A 16,371-nucleotide genomic window follows, 5' to 3' on the forward strand; every position below is an offset into this window, starting at 1 on the left:
GGCGCCAGAGCCGGGGTGTGCTTTCTCTTGCTTACTTCTCTTTGCACAAGCAAAGAGAAGTGAGTCGTCCGCCGAAGGGCGGACGAATGAGGCAATAGATCAGGTAGCAAACTTCGCCTAGAACAGCAAAGCCCTGGCGGGTTACGGCGCTGCGCGCCTAACCCGGCCCTACGAATCTACGAGACAGCATCGCGAGCGCCATGTGTGCTAGGCGAAAGCCCGGTCGCGGGCGCTTCTTCAGTCCACCACTTCCAGCATCAGATCCAGCGCCGCTCGCGCCGGCTTGGCCACTTCCATCGGCACGCGGATGCGATTGACGGTGTGGCCGGCGACCAGATTGTCCAGCGTCCAGGCCAGATGCTGCGGGTCGGTGCGGAACATGGTCGAGCACATGCACACGGTCGGCGACATGAATTCCACCGTCACCTGCTTGTCCTTCATCTCGTCAGCCAGACGGTTGACCAGATTCAGCTCGGTGCCGATCAGGAAATGCTCGCCGGGATGCGCGGCACGCACGGTGCGCAGGATGTATTCGGTGCTGCCGACGAAGTCGCTCTTGTTGCAGACCTCGAAGGCGTTTTCCGGATGGCTGATCACCTTGCCGCCCGGCACGCGGGCGCGGAAGGCGTCGATGTGCGCGGGCTGGAACATCTGGTGCACGGAGCAGAAGCCCTTCCAGAGAATCATCTTCGCGCGCCGCAGCTGCTCGGGCGTGTTGCCACCCAGAGGCCTGGTGAAATCCCAGACCGCCATTTCATCGAGGCCAATGCCCATCTTGTAGGCGGTGTTGCGGCCCAGATGCTGGTCGGGGAAGAACAGCACCTTCCCGCGCCGCGAGAAACTCCACTCCAGCACCGCACGCGCATTGCTGGAGGTGCAGACGATGCCGCCGTGCTGGCCGCAGAAGGCCTTCAGGTCCGCTGCCGAGTTGATGTAGGTGACCGGCGTGACGCATTCATCGGGATTCAGGATTTCCGAGAGTTCCGCCCAGCACTTGCGCACCTTCACCAGATTGGCCATGTCGGCCATCGAGCAGCCGGCGGCCAGATCCGGAAGAATCACGGTGCGCTCGCCATTGGTGACGATGTCCGCCACCTCGGCCATGAAATGCACACCGCAGAACACGATGAACTCGGCATCCGTGGTCGCCGCCAGCTGCGAGAGCTTGAGCGAGTCGCCGGTGAAATCGGCGTGCTGGAACACCTCGTTGCGCTGGTAGTGGTGACCGAGAATCTTCAGGCGCGAACCGAGAATCTTCTTGGCAGCGACGATGCGCGCATCGCACTCGCCGTCATCCATGAGATTGAAGCTGTCGATCTTCAGTGCAGCTGCCATGACTCACCTCTCCCGAAAGGCCTCGACCAGGGCCGAGGCTTTCGACTACCCGATATTAGTTTGATGCCGGCGGCGCCGCCGGTGCCACGGTGCTGCGCACGTGCAGCTCGCGCAGCTGACGCGGTTCCACCTCGCTGGGGGCCTGCGTGAGCGGATCGTGCGCGGTCTGCGTCTTGGGGAAGGCGATGACCTCGCGGATGCTGGCGCCGCCCGCCATCAGCATCACCAGACGGTCCAGGCCGATGGCCAGACCGCCGTGCGGCGGCGCGCCGAAGGACAGCGCTTCCAGCAGGAAGCCGAACTTGCTCTGCTGCTCTTCCGGCCCGATGCCCAGCAGATCGAACACCGCCTGCTGCACTTCCGAGCTGTGGATACGCACCGAGCCACCACCGATCTCGACGCCGTTGAGCACGATGTCATAACCCTGCGACAGCGTCGCACCCGGGTTGGCGCGCAGCGCGGCGGCGTCGAAGGGCTTGGGCGCGGTGAAGGGATGGTGCAGCGAGACCCAGCGCTTGTCGTCCTCGTCGTACTCGAACATCGGCCAGTCGACCACCCACAGCGCGCGCCAGCCTTCGCCGGTGAGGCCCAGATCATTGCCGAGCTTCAGGCGCAGCGCGCCCAGGGCATCGCTGACGATCTTGCTCTTGTCGGCGCCGAAGAAGATCACATCGCCATCCTGCGCGCCGGTGCGCTCGATGATGCCGGCCAGCGCGGCGTCGTGCAGGTTCTTCACGATCGGCGACTGCAGGCCCTCGCGGCCCTTGGCCTTGTCGTTGACGACGATGTAGGCCAGACCCTTGGCGCCGTAGATCTTCACGAACTCGGTGCACTTGTCGATCTCGCCGCGCGAGAGCTTCTCGCGGCCGCCCGGCACGCGCAGCGCGGTGACGCGGCACTTCTCGTCCTTGGCCGGCGCCGAGAACACCTTGAAGTCGACATCGGCGACCAGATCCTTGACGTCCACCAGCTCCAGCGGGTTGCGCAGGTCCGGCTTGTCGGAACCGTAGCGGCGCATCGCCTCTTCGAAGCTCATGTGCGGCAGCGTGCCCAGGTCCACGCCCAGCAGGCTCTGGAACAGATCCTTCACCAGGCCCTCGATCAGGGCCATGATCTGTTCCTGCGTGAGGAACGAGGTCTCCACGTCCAGCTGCGTGAATTCGGGCTGGCGGTCGGCGCGCAGGTCTTCGTCGCGGAAGCAGCGTGCGATCTGGTAGTAGCGGTCCAGGCCGCCGACCATCAGCAGCTGCTTGAACAGCTGCGGCGACTGCGGCAGCGCGAAGAACTTGCCTGGATGGGTGCGCGAGGGCACCAGATAATCGCGCGCGCCTTCCGGCGTGGCCTTGGTCAGAATCGGGGTTTCGACATCGATGAAGCCCTGCTCATCCATGAAGTTGCGGATGCGCTTGATCACCTCATGACGCAGGCGCAGGTTCTTCTGCAGCAGCGGCCGGCGCAGATCGATGTAGCGATACTTCAGGCGCGTGTCCTCGCCCACCGTCTCGTCGTCGAGATGGAAGGGTGGCGTGTCGGCCTTGTTGAGCAGCTCGACTTCCTTGCCCAGCAGTTCCACCTTGCCGCTGGCCAGACCGGCATTCTCGGTGCCGGCCGGACGCGGCCGCACGCGGCCGACGATGCGCACCACGTATTCCGAACGCAGGCGGTCGGCGGTGGCGAAGGCTTCGGCGGTGTCAGGGTCGAACACGCACTGCAGCAGACCTTCGCGGTCGCGCAGGTCGATGAAAATCACGCCGCCGTGATCACGGCGACGGTGAACCCAGCCGCAGACGGTAATGGTCTGGCCGGTCAGCGCTTCGCTGACCTGGCCGCAGTAATGAGTGCGCATCGTGTCGGTTTCGGAGCGGCCGGCGAACCCGGCCACTGCTGGCTGAAAAAGGGCGCGTAGTGTAACCGCGCCGCTCTCACCCGACCACGCGCAGCGGATGCCGCGGCGGTTTTACGCCGCCTTGTTCTTCTTGGCGGGCTTGGCCGGCTTGCTGGCCTTGGCGGCCGGCTTGGCAGCGGCCTTGGCGCCGGACTTGGCACTGCTCGCCGGCTTGGCCGCCTGGCTCTCCGCCGCAGCCGCGCAGCCGGGCTTTTCACAGCCGCCGGGCGCGCAGGCCGGCGCGGCCTCGGCCTTGTCGCCGACCAGATTCTTTTTCTTGTCCTTGTCAGACTTGAAATCGGTCTCGTACCAGCCGGCGCCGCCCAGGCGGAACCCGGCGGCGGACACGTGCTTGACCAGCTTCAGCTTGCCGCACTCGGGGCACTTCTTCGGCGGCGCCTCCGAAACACCGTGCAGGATTTCCAGGTCGGCGCCACAGGCATTGCAGTGATATTCGTAAAGCGGCATGGTCGAGAGCGTCTTTGCAAAACGATGCCCCGCGTATGAGGGCGACCCTGCTATTTTCAAGGGGACTTGGCGGAGGGTCCAGAGGGCAGCGTCAACTGCGCATCCATCTGCTGCACCACAGGCAGCGCAAAACCGCCGGCGTTCGCGCTCTGCGCGTGGGGCAGAATCAGGTGGATCTGCGCCCCGCCCTCGTGCGGCTCCGCCCAGATCTGGCCGCGGTGGCGCTGCATGATCTTGCGGCAGATCGCCAGGCCCAGGCCATCGCCCGGAAATTCCTGCTGCTCGTGGAGCCGCTGCAGCGGCAGAAACACCGTCGCCAGGCGCTGGCGCGGAATGCCCAGACCGTTGTCGGTGAGCACCATATGCCAGTCGTCGCCCCGCCGCCGCGCCGTCATGTGAATGCGCGGCCGCTGACCCGGCGGCTGGAACTTCAGGGCATTGTCCAGCAGTCGCTCGAAAAGCTCCTCCAGCAGCTGCGGATCGCCTTCGATCTCCGGCAGGGATGCCACCCGTATTTCGGCCTGCATGGCGGCGATGCGCAGGGCATGCCGCTGCTCCACCAGCTCCCAGACCTGCTGCAGGCGCACCGCCACGAAGCGCGCATCCCGCTGCCCCGCGGCGCTGAGCTTGAGCATCGCGTCCAGCAGCTGCGCCAGCTGGCCGACACTCTGCTGCAGGTAGTGAAGGTATTCCCCGGCGGGCACCGGCAGCTGCGTGCCGTACTGGGCGGACAGCAGCTGCGCGAAGCCGCTGGCGTTCTGCATCGGCGTATGCAGGGCCTCCGCGACACGGCCGACGAAGCACTCGAAGTCGCCGGCGGCGGCGCTCAGGCGCTCCAACTCCTTTTGCAGGGCATGCTCGCGCACCGCGTGGCGCAACAGCTCGCCGCGCAGACCGGCGGCCTCGTTCTGCTCGGCACGCAGATGTTCGCGTTGGCGCCGCACCCGCGCACGGCAGCGACCGAAATAGATGCCCAGCGCGAGCACAGCCACACCCACGCCCCCACAGAGGAGGCCGCCGATGAACTGTGCGGCGTGATCCATTTTGCGGCAGCCCCCTGGCCATCCGGTGATCCCAGTACCGCAGTCTAGCGAGGCCAAACCCCCGCCCCGCGCTCCGTTCACCGGCGCAAAGCTGCCGCTTGGCGATCAGGCCCTGTTAACCATCCCTTTGCCCGCTGCGTTGCTGCCAGAAATCGCGCCAGGCAAGGCGCGAAACGCAGGCCTTGGTTGGTGCCAAGGCCAAGTTTCGCAACGCCGCATGGCGCGATTTCTGGCGCAACCCGAAGGGACGGGGCGGTTTTGGCGCAGCGCGGCGTTGGCAGCCGCTGGCTTGGAATCACCAAGCGGCGCGTCTGCCGCCTTGCCCTGCGCCAAAACAGCCGCCGTCGCAGCGGGCAAAGGGATGGCTAACAGGCCCTAAAGCTGCTCAGGCGCGAACAAGTTCTCAATGCGCAGACCCGGCAAGGCCTGCAGACCCGCCAGGAAGTAACCATAGGCGGCACCGGCCTGTGCGCACTCGCCCTTGAAGCCGAACTCGATGTGCCGCGGCAGGCCCGGCCCGCCGCGTGAAGGCAGGCTGGACAGTCGGATGCCCGGATGCCGCGCCAGTGTGGCCTGCATCAGCGGCAGCAGATCGCCCTCGCCCGAGCTGCCGACCACCCGCAGACGAAATTCCACATCCGGCTCGGCGCGATGCAGGTGGGCCAGCTGCGTGTCCAGCACCCATTCCAGCATCGGCCAGGCCATTTCCGGAAAGCCGGGCACGAAATAGCTGCGCCCCACATAAAAACCGGCAACACGGTTGACCGGGTTGGGAATCAGCCCGGCCTCACGCGGGAAGTCCGCCATCAGCACGCGATTGGGCCAGGCCGCGTCACCGTACTGCGCCACGATCAGCGCCTCGGCCTCGGGATGCCGCGTCAGCGGCAGGCCATAGGCGCGCGCCGCCGCCTGGCGCGTGCAGTCATCCGGCGTGGCACCAATGCCGCCGCAGGACAGCAGCACATCACCACGCGCATGCACGGCCGCGATCGCCTCGGCGATGGCCTGCTCGTCGTCACCGATGAATTGCGCAAAACCCAGCTCCATGCCGCGCGCGCGCAGCAGTTCCAGCACCTTGGCGAAGTGTTTGTCCTGCCGCTTGCCGCTCAGGATTTCATCACCGATCACGAACAGGCCAAGGGCCATGACGCCATTCCTCAAGCAAATTGGACGGACAATCCGGCATCCTCAGGACATCGCGGCCTCACCGGAATTTGTGCTGGGGATTTTACGCCCGTTATGCTGGGCTCGAAGACCTCATAACAATGATCAAGGAGAACGGACGATGACGGTTCTGATTCCGGTTGCCGATGGCAGCGAATCGCTGGAAACCGTAGCGCTGGTCAATGTGCTGCGCCGCGCCGAGCTGCAGGTCTGCGTGGCCAGCATCGGCGCCAGCCTGGAGATTCAGGCCACCCGCGGCATCCGCCTGCTGGCCGATGCGCGCTATGCCGATCTCGACGGTCGCGAGTTCACCGCCATCGTGCTGCCCGGTGGCGAGTCCGGGGCTCGCGCCCTGGCCGCGCATGCACCGCTGGTGGAACGCCTGAAGCAGCAGCGCCTCGCGCATCGCTGGTTCGGCGGCATCTGCGCGGCGCCCGCCCTGGTGCTGGCCCCGCACGGCCTGCTCGACGGCAAGAAGGCCACCTGCTATCCGTCGTTTCGCGAACAGCTGCTGCACTGGGTGGACCAGCCGGTGGTGGTGGATGGCCATTGCATCACCAGCCAGGGCCCGGCCACCGCCATCGCCTTCGGCCTGGAATGGCTGACGCAGCTGGCCGGCGAGGAAGTGCAGCGCAAGGTCGCCAGCGCGATGCTGGCCAGCCCCTGAGCCGGCGCGGACGCCAGCCCAATAAAAAAGCGCCCCGCGGGGCGCTTTTTTTTGCTCGGGAAGACTTCAGGCCGCTTTCTTGCCGATGGCCTCGTCCAGCATCTTCTTCAGCTCGCCGGACTGGAACAGATCCAGGGTGATATCGCAGCCACCGACCAGCTCGCCCTTCACGTACAGCTGCGGGAAGGTGGGCCAGTTGGCGAACTTCGGCAGCGCACGGTAAACCTCTTCGTCCTCAAAGATGTTCACATAGGCAAAGGGTACGTCGCAGGACTTCAGCGCCTGCACCGCGCGCGAGGAAAATCCGCACTGCGGAAAATCCGGCGTGCCCTTCATATAAAGGACAACGGGGTTTTCGGTGACCTGCTTCTTGATGCGTTCCAGAACTTCCATGACTTTCTCCGTAACGGCGCAACGGTAGCGGCGGGATTATACCCGTACAGACCGCGCCCGGTTTTGACAGTTCTGCAACATCGATGCCGAGTTCCCGGGCACCGCGCTTGCAAGCTCCATCACCGGCGCTGGGCGAGAAGGCTTCTCAGTTGAATTCAAGGATTGCGTCGCCTATTCTGCCCCCGTCATCTGCCAGTACTCGCGCCGCCGCACGCGTGCGCCACCAGCCCGAAGAGGAAAACCCCATGGCCCTGATTCACCCCCCGCTGCCTTTTGCCCGCGACGCCCTCGCCCCGCACATGTCGGCCGAAACGCTCGACTATCACTACGGCAAGCATCACAAGGCTTATGTCGACAACGGCAACAAGCTGATCGCCGGCACCGAATTCGAGAACCTGACCCTGGAAGACATCGTCAAGAAGTCTTCCGGCAAGATCTTCAACAACGCCGCCCAGGTCTGGAACCACAATTTCTTCTGGAACAGCCTGACGCCGAACCAGAAGGCACCGGGCGCCAAGCTCAGCGCCGCGCTGCAGAAGTCCTTCGGCAGCGTCGAGGAGTTCAAGAAGCAGTTCACCGAGGTGGCGATCGGCACCTTCGGCTCCGGCTGGGCCTGGCTGGTGCAGAACCCCGACGGCAGCCTGGCGATCACCAGCACCAGCAATGCCGCCACGCCGCTGACCACCAACCAGAAGCCGCTGCTGACCTGCGACGTCTGGGAGCACGCCTATTACGTGGATTATCGCAACGCCCGTCCCACCTACCTGGAACACTTCTGGGCACTGGTGAACTGGGAGTTCGCGGAAAGCAATCTCGGCTAAAATAAAGCCCAGCCGTTGCCGCACGAGGGCCGCGCCTAGCGCGGCCCTCGTCGTTTTTGACGGTCCATTATTCCGAAGCACTGGGGATGCGAGAACTGCAATGATCCGCCACTTCCTGCGACTGTCCGATCTTTCGCCCGCCGAGGCACGGGCCATCGTGCAGCGCGCCACCGTTCTCAAAGGTCTGCCGGACGCACAGCACCGTCCCTTCATCGGCAAGACCCTGGCGATGATCTTCACCAAGAACTCCACGCGCACCCGCGTGAGCTTCGAGTCGGGCATGGCGCGCTTCGGCGGTCATGCACTGTTTTTGAGCGCCGGCGCCACACAGCTGGGCCGTGACGAGCCCTTGTCGGATACCGCGCAGGTGCTGTCCCGCATGTGCCACGCGATCATGATCCGCAATGACTCGCAGCGCGATCAGGAAGAACTCGCCCGTTATTCGCGGGTGCCGGTGATCAACGGCCTGTCCGATCTGCACCATCCCTGCCAGCTGCTGGCCGATCTGCAGACCTGGTTCGAGCATCGCGGCGACCCGCGCGGCAAGATCGCAGCCTGGATCGGCGACGGCAACAACGTCTGCCATTCCTTCATCGAGGCCGCGCAGCTGTTCGGCTTCACCTTGCGCATCGCCACGCCCAAGGGCTACGAGGCCGACGCACAGCTGGTGGCGCAGGCCGGCAGCGCGGTGCAGCTCAGCGCCAGCGCCGCAGAAGCCGCCAGCGGCGCCGATCTGATCGTCACCGACACCTGGACCAGCATGGGCCAGGAAGCCGAGCAGCAGAAGCGCCTCAGGGACTTCGCCGGCTTTCAGGTCGATGCCGCGCTGATGGCGCGCGCCAAGGCCGATGCGATTTTCCTGCACTGCCTGCCCGCGCATCGCGGCGAGGAAGTCAGTGCCGAGGTGATCGACGGCCCGCAGTCGGTGATCTACGACGAAGCCGAGAACCGCATGTGGGCGCAGCTGGCACTGCTGGAATTCCTGTGGGGCCAGCAGCCCTGAGGCCAGAGCGCGACATGAAACTGCCTGCCTATGTGAAGGATCTGGAAAGCTGCGTCGCACAGGCGCTGGCCGAGGATGTCGGCAGCGGCGATGTCACGGCGCGTCTGGTGGCCGAACCGGAACGCGGCCGCGCGCGGGTGATCAGCCGGGAGGCGGCAGTGATTGCCGGCAGGCCCTGGGTGGACGCGGTGTTCCGCCAGCTCGATGCGCGCGTGCAGCTGCACTGGCAGGTCGCCGAAGGTGACAGCGTGCAGCCCGATCAGGTGCTGTACACGCTCGAAGGCCCGGCGCGCTCCCTGCTCACCGGCGAGCGACCGGCGCTGAATTTCCTGCAGACCCTGTCCGGCACCGCGACCAGCGTGCGTCGCTACGTGGACGCGGTGGCCGGCACCGGCTGCGCCATCGTCGACACCCGCAAGACCCTGCCGGGTCTGCGCAATGCCCAGAAGTACGCGGTGCTCTGCGGCGGCGGCGTGAATCATCGCATCGGCCTCTACGACGGCATCCTGATCAAGGAAAATCATGTCGCGGCGGCCGGCGGCATCCGCGCCGCGATTGCCGCCGCCCGCGCCCTGAATGCCGGCGTGCCGTTGATGACCGAGGCCGAGGATCTGGATCAGGTGCGCGCGGCCCTGGAGGCCGATGTCGATCTGCTGCTGGTCGATGACTTCGACCACCCCACGCTGCGCGAGGCCGTGCGCCTGACCCGCGCGCATCGCGCCGGCGGCGGCCGCACCGTGATCGAATACTCCGGCGGCGCGACCCTGGAAACCGTGCGCGGCTATGCCGAATGCGGCGTGGACCGCATCGCCATCGGCGCCATCACCAAGCACGTGCGCGCGGTGGATCTGTCCATGCGCTTTGTCGAATGAGCGCTGCGTCTGAGGAAACGTTCAAGAATCACGCGCCCAGCAGGCGCGCGATCACCGGTGCCACCTGCGCGGCATCGCCGCTGCTGAGCCATTCGAAGCCGCCCGCCGCATCGGCCGGCGCCAGCAGGTTCTCGCGTTCCAGCACGCGCTGGGTCTGCCGCGCCACGGCCTCGCCGGTGTCGAGGATCGCCACGTGCCGGCCCACCAGCTCGCGGATCACGGGGCGCAGGAAGGGGTAATGCGTGCAGCCCAGCACCAGGGTGTCCACGCGCAGTTTCAGCAGCGGTTCGATGTAGCGCCACAGCAGGCTGCGCAGCGCCGGGCTGTCCAGCTCGCCGCGCTCGACGAATTCCACCAGCCCCGGACAGGGCTGGGTGATCACCTGCACGTTCTGGCCGTGCTGCGCAGTCAGACGCAGAAACTTCTCGCCCGCCAGCGCCGCACCCGTGGCCAGCACGCCGACATAGCCGCTGCGCGTCTGCGCCACGGCCGGCTTGATCGCCGGCTCGATGCCCACGAAGCTGATCGGATAGGTCGCGCGCAGATGCTCCACCGCGGCGATGGTGGCGGTGTTGCAGGCCACCACGATCAGCTTGGCACCGCGCGCCAGCAGCTGTTCGGTGATGGCACAGGCGCGTTCACGGATCTGCGCGCTGCTCTTGCCGCCGTAGGGACAGTGCGCGCTGTCGGCGTAATAGATCAGGCTTTCGGCCGGCAACAGCTTGCGGATCTCGCGCAGCACCGAGAGCCCGCCGACGCCGGAGTCGAACACCCCGAGCGGATCGCGACTCACGCCTGCGCCGCCTCGCGCTGCTCGGCGCCGGCCAGGAAGCGGTCGAGATAATCATTGACCAGCTGCGGATACTCGCTGGGCAGGCTGTGATGCGCCTCGGGCACGATGTGCAGCTGCGCCTGCGGCAGGGCCTGCGCGAAACGCAGCGTCTCCTCGCGCGTGAAGTAATCGTGTTCGGAGCCCAGCAGCAGCACCGGCAGCTCGAGCTCGTGCAGACGCGACTGCACCGACCAGCGGCCCAGCGCGGCCAGTGCCGAGAGATAGCTGAAGCGGCGGTTGCGCGCACCACGCGCGATGCTCTGGGCGCGCAGCGCGGCCTGCTCCGGACGCGGATAGGTGCGCGCGGCGCTGATGCGCGCCAGCCGCGCCGGGCCCAGCAGGCCCATGGCCAGCCAGCGATAAACGAATTCGGCGTAGTGGCGCAGGGTCTCGGGCCGGAAGCTCGGCACGCTGTTGGCGATCACCAGACGCTGCACGCGCGGCCCTTCCTCCAGCGCCAGCTGCAGCGAAACCGCGCCGCCCATGGAATGTCCGATCAGCACGAACTGTTCGATCTGCAGCGCCTGCAGCAGCGCCCGCAGATCGGCGGCCAGACGCGCAATGCCGCCCAGCCGCCAGCCGCGCGTGCTGGCGCCGAAGCCACGCAGGTCCGGCGCAATCACGCGGTAGCGCTGCGACAGATGCGCGATCTGCGCTTCCCAGTCCTGCCAGCTGCCGCCCAGGCCATGCACGATCAGCAGCGGCGGGCCGCTGCCCGCCTCCACGTAGTGCAGCGAAAAATCGTCAATCGACAGTATCGGCACGCGTCGGCTTCGCAGTCGATTCAGTGCGGGCGACGGGCGCCCTGGCTCGGCGCGCAGAAGCAGCGCGCATACATGCCGCGCGGATCGTTGTAGGCCGCCAGATACTGCTGCACATCCGCCTGCTGCAGGAAACCCTGCAGCCAGCCGCGCATCGCCGCCGGCAACAGCATGGCGCGGGTCTCGCCGGAGAACCGCGACAGCAGATGCAGGGCAAACTCGTGCGCGGGCTCGATGGCTTCCAGCTCGTAATCACCCGGCTCGAAACCGGCCTGCTTGGCCGCGGCGTCCGCCGCCTGCTTGAGTCCGCCGAGCTCATCGACCAGACCCAGCTTGAGCGCCGCCTCCCCACTCCACACCCGGCCGCGCGCAATCTGGTTGACCTTCTCCACTTCCAGCTTGCGCGCCTTGGCCACGCCGCCGATGAAATCGCGATAACCCTTGTTGATCTGCGCCTGCATGATGCGCCCCAGCTCCTCGCTCAGCGGCCGGTCGATGCGCAGCGTGCCGGCCAGCGGCGTGGTGCCGACCCCATCGGTGTGCACACCGAACTTGCCCAGCGCGCGGTCGATGGTGGGCAGCATGCCGAAGATGCCGATGGAGCCGGTGATGGTGGCGTCGTGCGCGAAGATGCGGTCGGCGTCCATCGATATCCAGTAACCGCCGCTGGCCGCCAGCGTGGACATCGAGGCCACCACCGGCTTGCCGTCCTCCTTGAGCGCATCCACCGCGCGGCGGATCTGCTCGGAAGCCCAGACGCTGCCGCCCGGCGAATTGACACGCAGCACCACCGCACTGATCTGCTCGTCGCGACGCGCCTGATCGAGCAGATCGGCGATGGTTTCGCCGCCGGCCTGACCGATCTCGCCCTTGCCGTCGACGATCTCGCCCTCCACGGTCACCACGCCGATCTTGTTCTTGTCACTGCTGCTGCCGCGCTCGCGGTCCACGGCGTCGAGATAATCCAGGTAGTGGATCTGCTTGAAGCTGCCCAGATCGTCATCGAAACCCACCTGCGCGGCCATGCGCTTGCGGAACTGCCGCAGCGTTTCGACGCTGCTCACCAGTCCGCTCTGCTTGGCATAGGCGGCGCCGTCGCCACCGGCGGCTTCCAGACCATCGGCCAGACGCGCCACGTATTGCGGGACGGCCCCGGCCGGCAGCTTGCGCGCCTGCGCCACGCCGGCGCCGTAGACCTGCCAGAGATCGCCCAGCCATTCGCGGCTGGCCTGCCGCGCTTCCGGCGACATGTCATTGCGCGTGAACGGCTCCACCGCCGACTTGTACTCGCCGACGCGGAACACGTGCACTTCCACACCCAGCTTGTCGAGCGCGTCCTTGAAATAGTTGCTGTAGCTGCTGAAGCCTTCCAGATCGACGCTGCCCATGGGATCGAGCACCACCTCGTCGGCGTGGGCCGCAGCGTAGTACGCGGCCTGATCGTAGGACGGCCCCCAGGCGATGATCTTCTTGCCGGAGGACTGGAAGTCGTGCATCGCTGCGCTCAGCTCCTGCAGCTGCGGCAGGCCGGCGTCGCTCAGCTCATCGAGCTTGAGCACCACGAAGGGAATGCGCTTGTCGTCCTTGGCCTGTTCCAGCGCGTCGGTCAGATCGCGCAGCGAGGACTGCGAGGGCGGCTCGCCGCTCAGGCTCTCCAGCAGATGACGGCTGTCGTCCTGATCGATCTGCTCCACCAGCGTGCCGCTGGGCGCGAGCACCAGTGGCGTGTTGTCGGCGATGTGCACGCCATGCGAGCCGTGCAAGCCGAACCACAGCACCGCCAGCACCAGCACCACCAGAAAGATGGTCACCAGCTTGAGCAGGCCGGCCACCAGCATCCAGACGAAGTCGAACAGCCGGCCCAGCAGGGAACGCGAGGGTTTGTCAGTCATCGATCAGGTCCGTCGGCCTCACTTCTCAGTGGCGCCGGAAAATCACCGAGCCGGCGGAATAGCCGGCACCGAAACCGCAGAGCACCGCGACATCACCGGCCTTCAGATCGGCGTGGTACTTGTGCATCGCAATCACTGAACCGGCCGAGCTGGTGTTGGCATATTCGTCGAGAATCACCGGCGCTTCCTCGCGCGAAGGATCGCGGCCCAGCACCTTGCGCGCAATCAACTCGTTCATGCCCAGATTGGCCTGGTGCAGGAAGAAGCGGCGCACATCGGCCGGCTTCAGCCCCAGCTCGGCGATATGCCCCAGCAGCAGCTCCGCCACCATCGGCACCACTTCCTTGAACACCTTGCGGCCTTCCTGGCGGAACAGCACATCGTCCCAGCTGCGGCGCGGCTGCTCGCAGTCGTTGAGGAAGCCGAAATTGTTGCGGATATTGTTGGAGAACTGCGTTGCAAGGCGCGTGCCCAGCACTTCGAAGCGCAGCGTCGACACCGCGCTGTCCAGCGGCTCGATCAGCATCGCGGTGGCGGCATCGCCGAAGATGAAATGACAGTCGCGGTTGCGCCAGTTCAGATGGCCGCTGCAGATTTCGGGATTGACCACCAGCGCCGCGCGGGCATCGCCCTGGCGCACGGCGTTGACGGCGGCCTGCACGCCGAAAGCCGCGGAGGCGCAGGCCACGTTCATGTCATAGGCATAGCCCGGACAGCCCAGCAGGCTCTGCACTTCCACGGCGATGGCCGGATAGGCGCGCTGCAGGTTCGAGCAGGCCACGATCACCAGATCCACGTCTTCGGGCTTGCGCCCGGCGCGCGCCAGAGCCTGACGCGCCGCCTCGGCGCCCATCTCGGCCAGCAGGCTGGGCCGGTCGTTGCCGCGCAGCTCGATGCGCGGACGCATGATGTCGATATCCAGCACGCCGCTCTTGTCCACCACGTAGCGCGCCTTGATGCCGGAAGCCTTGACGATGAATTCGCTGCTGGACATCGGCAGCGCCTCGGCCTGGCCGGCGGCGATGGCCTCGGCCTGTTGCTGGTTCTGGCGCTCGGCGTAAGCGTTGTAGCAGGCCACCAGCTCGTCATTGCTGATCGACTGTGCAGGTGTGAACAATCCGGTTCCGGTGATAGCAGCGGTTTTCATGAAAGAAGCCCAAAAGGCAGTGAGAGAATTTTTCAGCCGAGATTCCAGGCGGCCCTGGACAGCGCGAGCTTCAAGAGGTCGCGCGGCTCGTGTTCGTAGCGGATCGACAGATGCGAGCCCTGATACCACTGCACGGCCACGTCCCAGTGCTGGGCGAGCTGCAGCGGATGCGAAGGCACGACGATGCGATCGGCGGTGGCGGCCACCACGAAGCGCCGCTCCTGCGGAAGGCGACAGGGTAGCGTCAGCGGCGATACGGGTTTGAGGACTTCGCGATAGCGGGCTTCCGTCACGCCCTGCTGGCGCAGGTAGCTGCGGTGCGCCGGCGGGGTCACGCTCCACAGCGCATGGGCCACGTCCGCCAGCGGAATGGCGGCCAGCACGAAGTCCAGCTCGGCTTCATGGCAGGACAGCAGCGCGGCGTTGTAGCCGCCCAGTGATACGCCGTAGACGCCGACGCGCGCGCCCGGCTCGTTGGCGCGCAGCCAGGCCAGGCTGCGGCGCAGATCCCAGAGCGCCTGCGATTGTGCGTAGAACAGATTGGCCAGATCGCCGTCCAGGTATTCGTCGCCGGAACGCAGGCCGGCGCGGCGCGCCCCGTGCAGCGGCAGCACCGGCATGATCAGGTTCAGGCCCAGCTTCTGATGCAGGTATTCGGGCGGGAACAGGCTGAAATCCAGCCAGGGCATGCCCATGCGATAGCCGTGGATGCACATGAGCCAGGGCCGCGGCTTGCCGGGGTGGCGCAGCAGACGCACCTGGCATTCGCCATTGTTGGCCAGGCCGCGCCAGTGCGCGGCATTGGGAAACTCATCCGGCGGACCATAGGCGCTGTCGAAGCGCAGCACTTCGTAATCGATGCCGCGCAGACGCCCGCGCTCGATATAGGTCTCTTCCGGCGCCGGCGGCGCGCTGTGCAGGGCCTGCGGATCGCGATCCCAGCCGCGCGCGCGGATCGCGTCGGCAAGCCGCATCACATCCTCGCAGGCACGCGTCGCGGCCTGGCCGCTGGGCAGTCGCGCGCTGCCCACGAAATAGCCGAGCACCAGTTCGTCGACAGCCACCTTGAGGTCCAGCCGCGTGGACACTTCCGGCGGCGTGGCGCCCAGATACAGCGGCGCCTGACGCAGCGCCAGCCGCCCGGCCGTGACCAAACTCAGGAAGGACAGGATGCCGGCCAGCAAGGCCACGCCGAAACCCGCCACCCACCAGGCCGGCAGCAGGAACAGCAGGCCCAGGCCGGCGCCGAGTGCCAGCAGGCCCAGGCTGCGCGCACCGCCCGGCGTGGCCAGCAGATTCACGCCCGCCGCCAGCTGCAGGCTGCCGGGCAGCACCGCCCAGAGCCACCAGGCCGCGCCCTGCGCTGCCAGCAGCCAGTACAGACCGGAGGCAATGGGCACCCAGGCCAACACTTCCCATTGCTTGGGTTTGCGATATTCCAGGTTCGACATGGCGGGGAATCAGGTGCGCAGGATGCGCAGTAACAGGGCGCCACCCAGCAACAGGCTGGCCCACATCAGGCCCTGCGCCGGCCAGCGCCAGGATTTTTGCCGCCAGAGGCCGAAGAAACCGGCATAGGAGGTCAGCGACAGCACGGTGAAGATCGCCGTCATCAGCCCCACCATGCTCCACTCCTCGCGGATGCGCGGCGCGGCGTCCAGATAAAAGCTGTAGATCAGCGTGACCACGCCCAGGGTCAGGGCGAAGGTGACGTTCAGCGCCAGTATCGAGGCGTTGACGATCTGCAAACCCTTGTTCATCGCTTGCTCTTGGCCTGCGGCCGCTTCCTGAGCGGCAGATATGGAAACAGTTCGCGCACCACGCGCGGCTGCAGCATGGCGGTCTTCAGCAGCAGGCTCAAAAACCCGCGCACGATGCGGTCGCGGTTGACCAGCACGCTGCCCACCATCGGCACACTGCGCTGATTGATGACCGTGACATGATCCCTTGGTTCATCGCCGAAGTTGAAGCGCACGGTCAGCTGCACATCGAGCTTTTCCTTGCTGCGGGCAGCACGACGGCCGCGTTTGCCGGATAGCGGCGTTTCGGCCTCTTCGGCTTTGCGGCGGGCTTTCATTATCATGCGGC

Annotated in this window: 17 protein-coding genes; 4 read left to right on the plus strand and 13 right to left on the minus strand. The window is 66.3% G+C overall.

Annotation, left to right across the window (positions count from 1 at the left end; all coding sequences use genetic code 11):
* Window positions 1-237: 237 nt before the first annotated feature.
* The 5 genes from nadA to BMY12_RS05695 all read right to left on the minus strand — a co-directional run bounded on the left by nadA (window position 238) and on the right by BMY12_RS05695 (window position 5,877).
* A complete protein-coding gene (gene nadA, locus BMY12_RS05670; RefSeq protein WP_093283259.1) occupies window positions 238-1,335 on the minus strand; it encodes a quinolinate synthase NadA in 1,098 nt (365 codons plus the stop codon).
* 55 nt (window positions 1,336-1,390) lie between these two features.
* Window positions 1,391-3,181: an aspartate--tRNA ligase gene (gene aspS / locus BMY12_RS05675; protein ID WP_093283842.1), complete on the minus strand. Its 1,791-nt coding sequence runs from the start codon at window positions 3,179-3,181 to the stop codon at window positions 1,391-1,393.
* 111 nt (window positions 3,182-3,292) lie between these two features.
* The gene (locus tag BMY12_RS05680) at window positions 3,293-3,688 is read right to left on the minus strand and encodes an FmdB family zinc ribbon protein (RefSeq protein WP_093283261.1); all 396 of its coding nucleotides are present in this window, start codon (window positions 3,686-3,688) and stop codon (window positions 3,293-3,295) included.
* Between the two features lie 56 nt (window positions 3,689-3,744).
* Window positions 3,745-4,731, minus strand: a complete 987-nt coding sequence (locus BMY12_RS05685; RefSeq protein ID WP_093283263.1) for a sensor histidine kinase — start codon at window positions 4,729-4,731, stop codon at window positions 3,745-3,747.
* A gap of 375 nt (window positions 4,732-5,106) precedes the next feature.
* Window positions 5,107-5,877: a competence/damage-inducible protein A gene (locus BMY12_RS05695; protein WP_093283266.1), complete on the minus strand. Its 771-nt coding sequence runs from the start codon at window positions 5,875-5,877 to the stop codon at window positions 5,107-5,109.
* Between the two features lie 139 nt (window positions 5,878-6,016).
* On the opposite strand from BMY12_RS05695, the gene BMY12_RS05700 reads away from it, so the two are divergent.
* Complete coding sequence (locus tag BMY12_RS05700) at window positions 6,017-6,562, plus strand: DJ-1 family glyoxalase III (RefSeq protein WP_093283269.1); 546 nt, start codon at window positions 6,017-6,019, stop codon at window positions 6,560-6,562.
* Window positions 6,563-6,628: 66 nt separating this feature from the next.
* Here the strand turns inward: BMY12_RS05700 and grxD are convergent, their stop codons facing one another.
* Window positions 6,629-6,955 (minus strand): Grx4 family monothiol glutaredoxin, encoded by a 327-nt coding sequence (gene grxD, locus BMY12_RS05705; protein ID WP_093283271.1) that lies wholly within the window; start codon window positions 6,953-6,955, stop codon window positions 6,629-6,631.
* A 245-nt stretch (window positions 6,956-7,200) separates the two neighbouring features.
* Between grxD and BMY12_RS05710 the strand changes: the two genes are divergently transcribed.
* The 3 genes from BMY12_RS05710 (at window position 7,201) to nadC (ending at window position 9,651) form a co-directional block, all read left to right on the plus strand.
* The gene (locus BMY12_RS05710) at window positions 7,201-7,776 is read left to right on the plus strand and encodes a superoxide dismutase (RefSeq protein ID WP_093283845.1); all 576 of its coding nucleotides are present in this window, start codon (window positions 7,201-7,203) and stop codon (window positions 7,774-7,776) included.
* Between the two features lie 100 nt (window positions 7,777-7,876).
* Window positions 7,877-8,779, plus strand: coding sequence for an ornithine carbamoyltransferase (gene argF, locus BMY12_RS05715; protein ID WP_093283274.1), 903 nt, complete (start codon window positions 7,877-7,879; stop codon window positions 8,777-8,779).
* 14 nt (window positions 8,780-8,793) lie between these two features.
* Entirely contained in the window at window positions 8,794-9,651 is an 858-nt protein-coding gene (gene nadC / locus BMY12_RS05720) for a carboxylating nicotinate-nucleotide diphosphorylase (protein ID WP_093283276.1), read from the plus strand.
* A gap of 28 nt (window positions 9,652-9,679) precedes the next feature.
* On the opposite strand, the gene murI is transcribed toward nadC, so the two are convergent.
* Genes murI through BMY12_RS05755 form a run of 7 tightly spaced genes read right to left on the minus strand, consistent with a single transcriptional unit; the run spans window position 9,680 to window position 16,360 of the window.
* Window positions 9,680-10,444, minus strand: coding sequence for a glutamate racemase (murI, locus tag BMY12_RS05725; RefSeq protein ID WP_093283279.1), 765 nt, complete (start codon window positions 10,442-10,444; stop codon window positions 9,680-9,682).
* Window positions 10,441-11,247: an alpha/beta fold hydrolase gene (locus BMY12_RS05730; protein WP_177188863.1), complete on the minus strand. Its 807-nt coding sequence runs from the start codon at window positions 11,245-11,247 to the stop codon at window positions 10,441-10,443. Before BMY12_RS05730 ends, murI begins: the two co-directional genes overlap by 4 nt.
* Before the next feature lie 20 nt (window positions 11,248-11,267).
* Window positions 11,268-13,136: a signal peptide peptidase SppA gene (gene sppA, locus BMY12_RS05735; RefSeq protein ID WP_093283284.1), complete on the minus strand. Its 1,869-nt coding sequence runs from the start codon at window positions 13,134-13,136 to the stop codon at window positions 11,268-11,270.
* Window positions 13,137-13,161: 25 nt separating this feature from the next.
* Window positions 13,162-14,283 carry a beta-ketoacyl-ACP synthase III gene (locus BMY12_RS05740; RefSeq protein ID WP_093283287.1) on the minus strand — a complete coding sequence of 374 codons (1,122 nt, stop codon included), beginning with the start codon at window positions 14,281-14,283 and terminating at the stop codon, window positions 13,162-13,164.
* A 32-nt stretch (window positions 14,284-14,315) separates the two neighbouring features.
* Complete coding sequence (locus BMY12_RS05745; RefSeq protein WP_245732375.1) at window positions 14,316-15,734, minus strand: alpha/beta hydrolase family protein; 1,419 nt, start codon at window positions 15,732-15,734, stop codon at window positions 14,316-14,318.
* A 9-nt stretch (window positions 15,735-15,743) separates the two neighbouring features.
* The gene (locus tag BMY12_RS05750) at window positions 15,744-16,043 is read right to left on the minus strand and encodes a hypothetical protein (RefSeq protein ID WP_093283289.1); all 300 of its coding nucleotides are present in this window, start codon (window positions 16,041-16,043) and stop codon (window positions 15,744-15,746) included.
* Window positions 16,040-16,360 (minus strand): hypothetical protein, encoded by a 321-nt coding sequence (locus BMY12_RS05755; RefSeq protein ID WP_245732377.1) that lies wholly within the window; start codon window positions 16,358-16,360, stop codon window positions 16,040-16,042. The genes BMY12_RS05750 and BMY12_RS05755 overlap by 4 nt, the downstream gene beginning before the upstream one ends.
* Between the last annotated feature and the right edge of the window lie 11 nt (window positions 16,361-16,371).

Origin of the sequence: Solimonas aquatica, assembly GCF_900111015.1 — a bacterium.
Classification (GTDB): Bacteria; Pseudomonadota; Gammaproteobacteria; order Nevskiales; family Nevskiaceae; genus Solimonas; species Solimonas aquatica.

Excerpts from the sequence above, each read along its gene's own strand:
- BMY12_RS05745 (WP_245732375.1), bottom strand. The coding sequence starts at position 15,734 with ATGTCGAACCTGGAATATCGCAAACCCAAGCAATGGGAAGTGTTGGCC.
- BMY12_RS05755 (WP_245732377.1), bottom strand. The coding sequence starts at position 16,360 with ATGAAAGCCCGCCGCAAAGCCGAAGAGGCCGAAACGCCGCTATCCGGC.
- BMY12_RS05710 (WP_093283845.1), top strand. The coding sequence starts at position 7,201 with ATGGCCCTGATTCACCCCCCGCTGCCTTTTGCCCGCGACGCCCTCGCC.
- grxD (WP_093283271.1), bottom strand. The coding sequence starts at position 6,955 with ATGGAAGTTCTGGAACGCATCAAGAAGCAGGTCACCGAAAACCCCGTT.
- sppA (WP_093283284.1), bottom strand. The coding sequence starts at position 13,136 with ATGACTGACAAACCCTCGCGTTCCCTGCTGGGCCGGCTGTTCGACTTC.
- BMY12_RS05680 (WP_093283261.1), bottom strand. The coding sequence starts at position 3,688 with ATGCCGCTTTACGAATATCACTGCAATGCCTGTGGCGCCGACCTGGAA.
- BMY12_RS05700 (WP_093283269.1), top strand. The coding sequence starts at position 6,017 with ATGACGGTTCTGATTCCGGTTGCCGATGGCAGCGAATCGCTGGAAACC.
- aspS (WP_093283842.1), bottom strand. The coding sequence starts at position 3,181 with ATGCGCACTCATTACTGCGGCCAGGTCAGCGAAGCGCTGACCGGCCAG.
- BMY12_RS05685 (WP_093283263.1), bottom strand. The coding sequence starts at position 4,731 with ATGGATCACGCCGCACAGTTCATCGGCGGCCTCCTCTGTGGGGGCGTG.
- nadA (WP_093283259.1), bottom strand. The coding sequence starts at position 1,335 with ATGGCAGCTGCACTGAAGATCGACAGCTTCAATCTCATGGATGACGGC.
- BMY12_RS05750 (WP_093283289.1), bottom strand. The coding sequence starts at position 16,043 with ATGAACAAGGGTTTGCAGATCGTCAACGCCTCGATACTGGCGCTGAAC.
- nadC (WP_093283276.1), top strand. The coding sequence starts at position 8,794 with ATGAAACTGCCTGCCTATGTGAAGGATCTGGAAAGCTGCGTCGCACAG.
- BMY12_RS05740 (WP_093283287.1), bottom strand. The coding sequence starts at position 14,283 with ATGAAAACCGCTGCTATCACCGGAACCGGATTGTTCACACCTGCACAG.
- BMY12_RS05695 (WP_093283266.1), bottom strand. The coding sequence starts at position 5,877 with ATGGCCCTTGGCCTGTTCGTGATCGGTGATGAAATCCTGAGCGGCAAG.
- argF (WP_093283274.1), top strand. The coding sequence starts at position 7,877 with ATGATCCGCCACTTCCTGCGACTGTCCGATCTTTCGCCCGCCGAGGCA.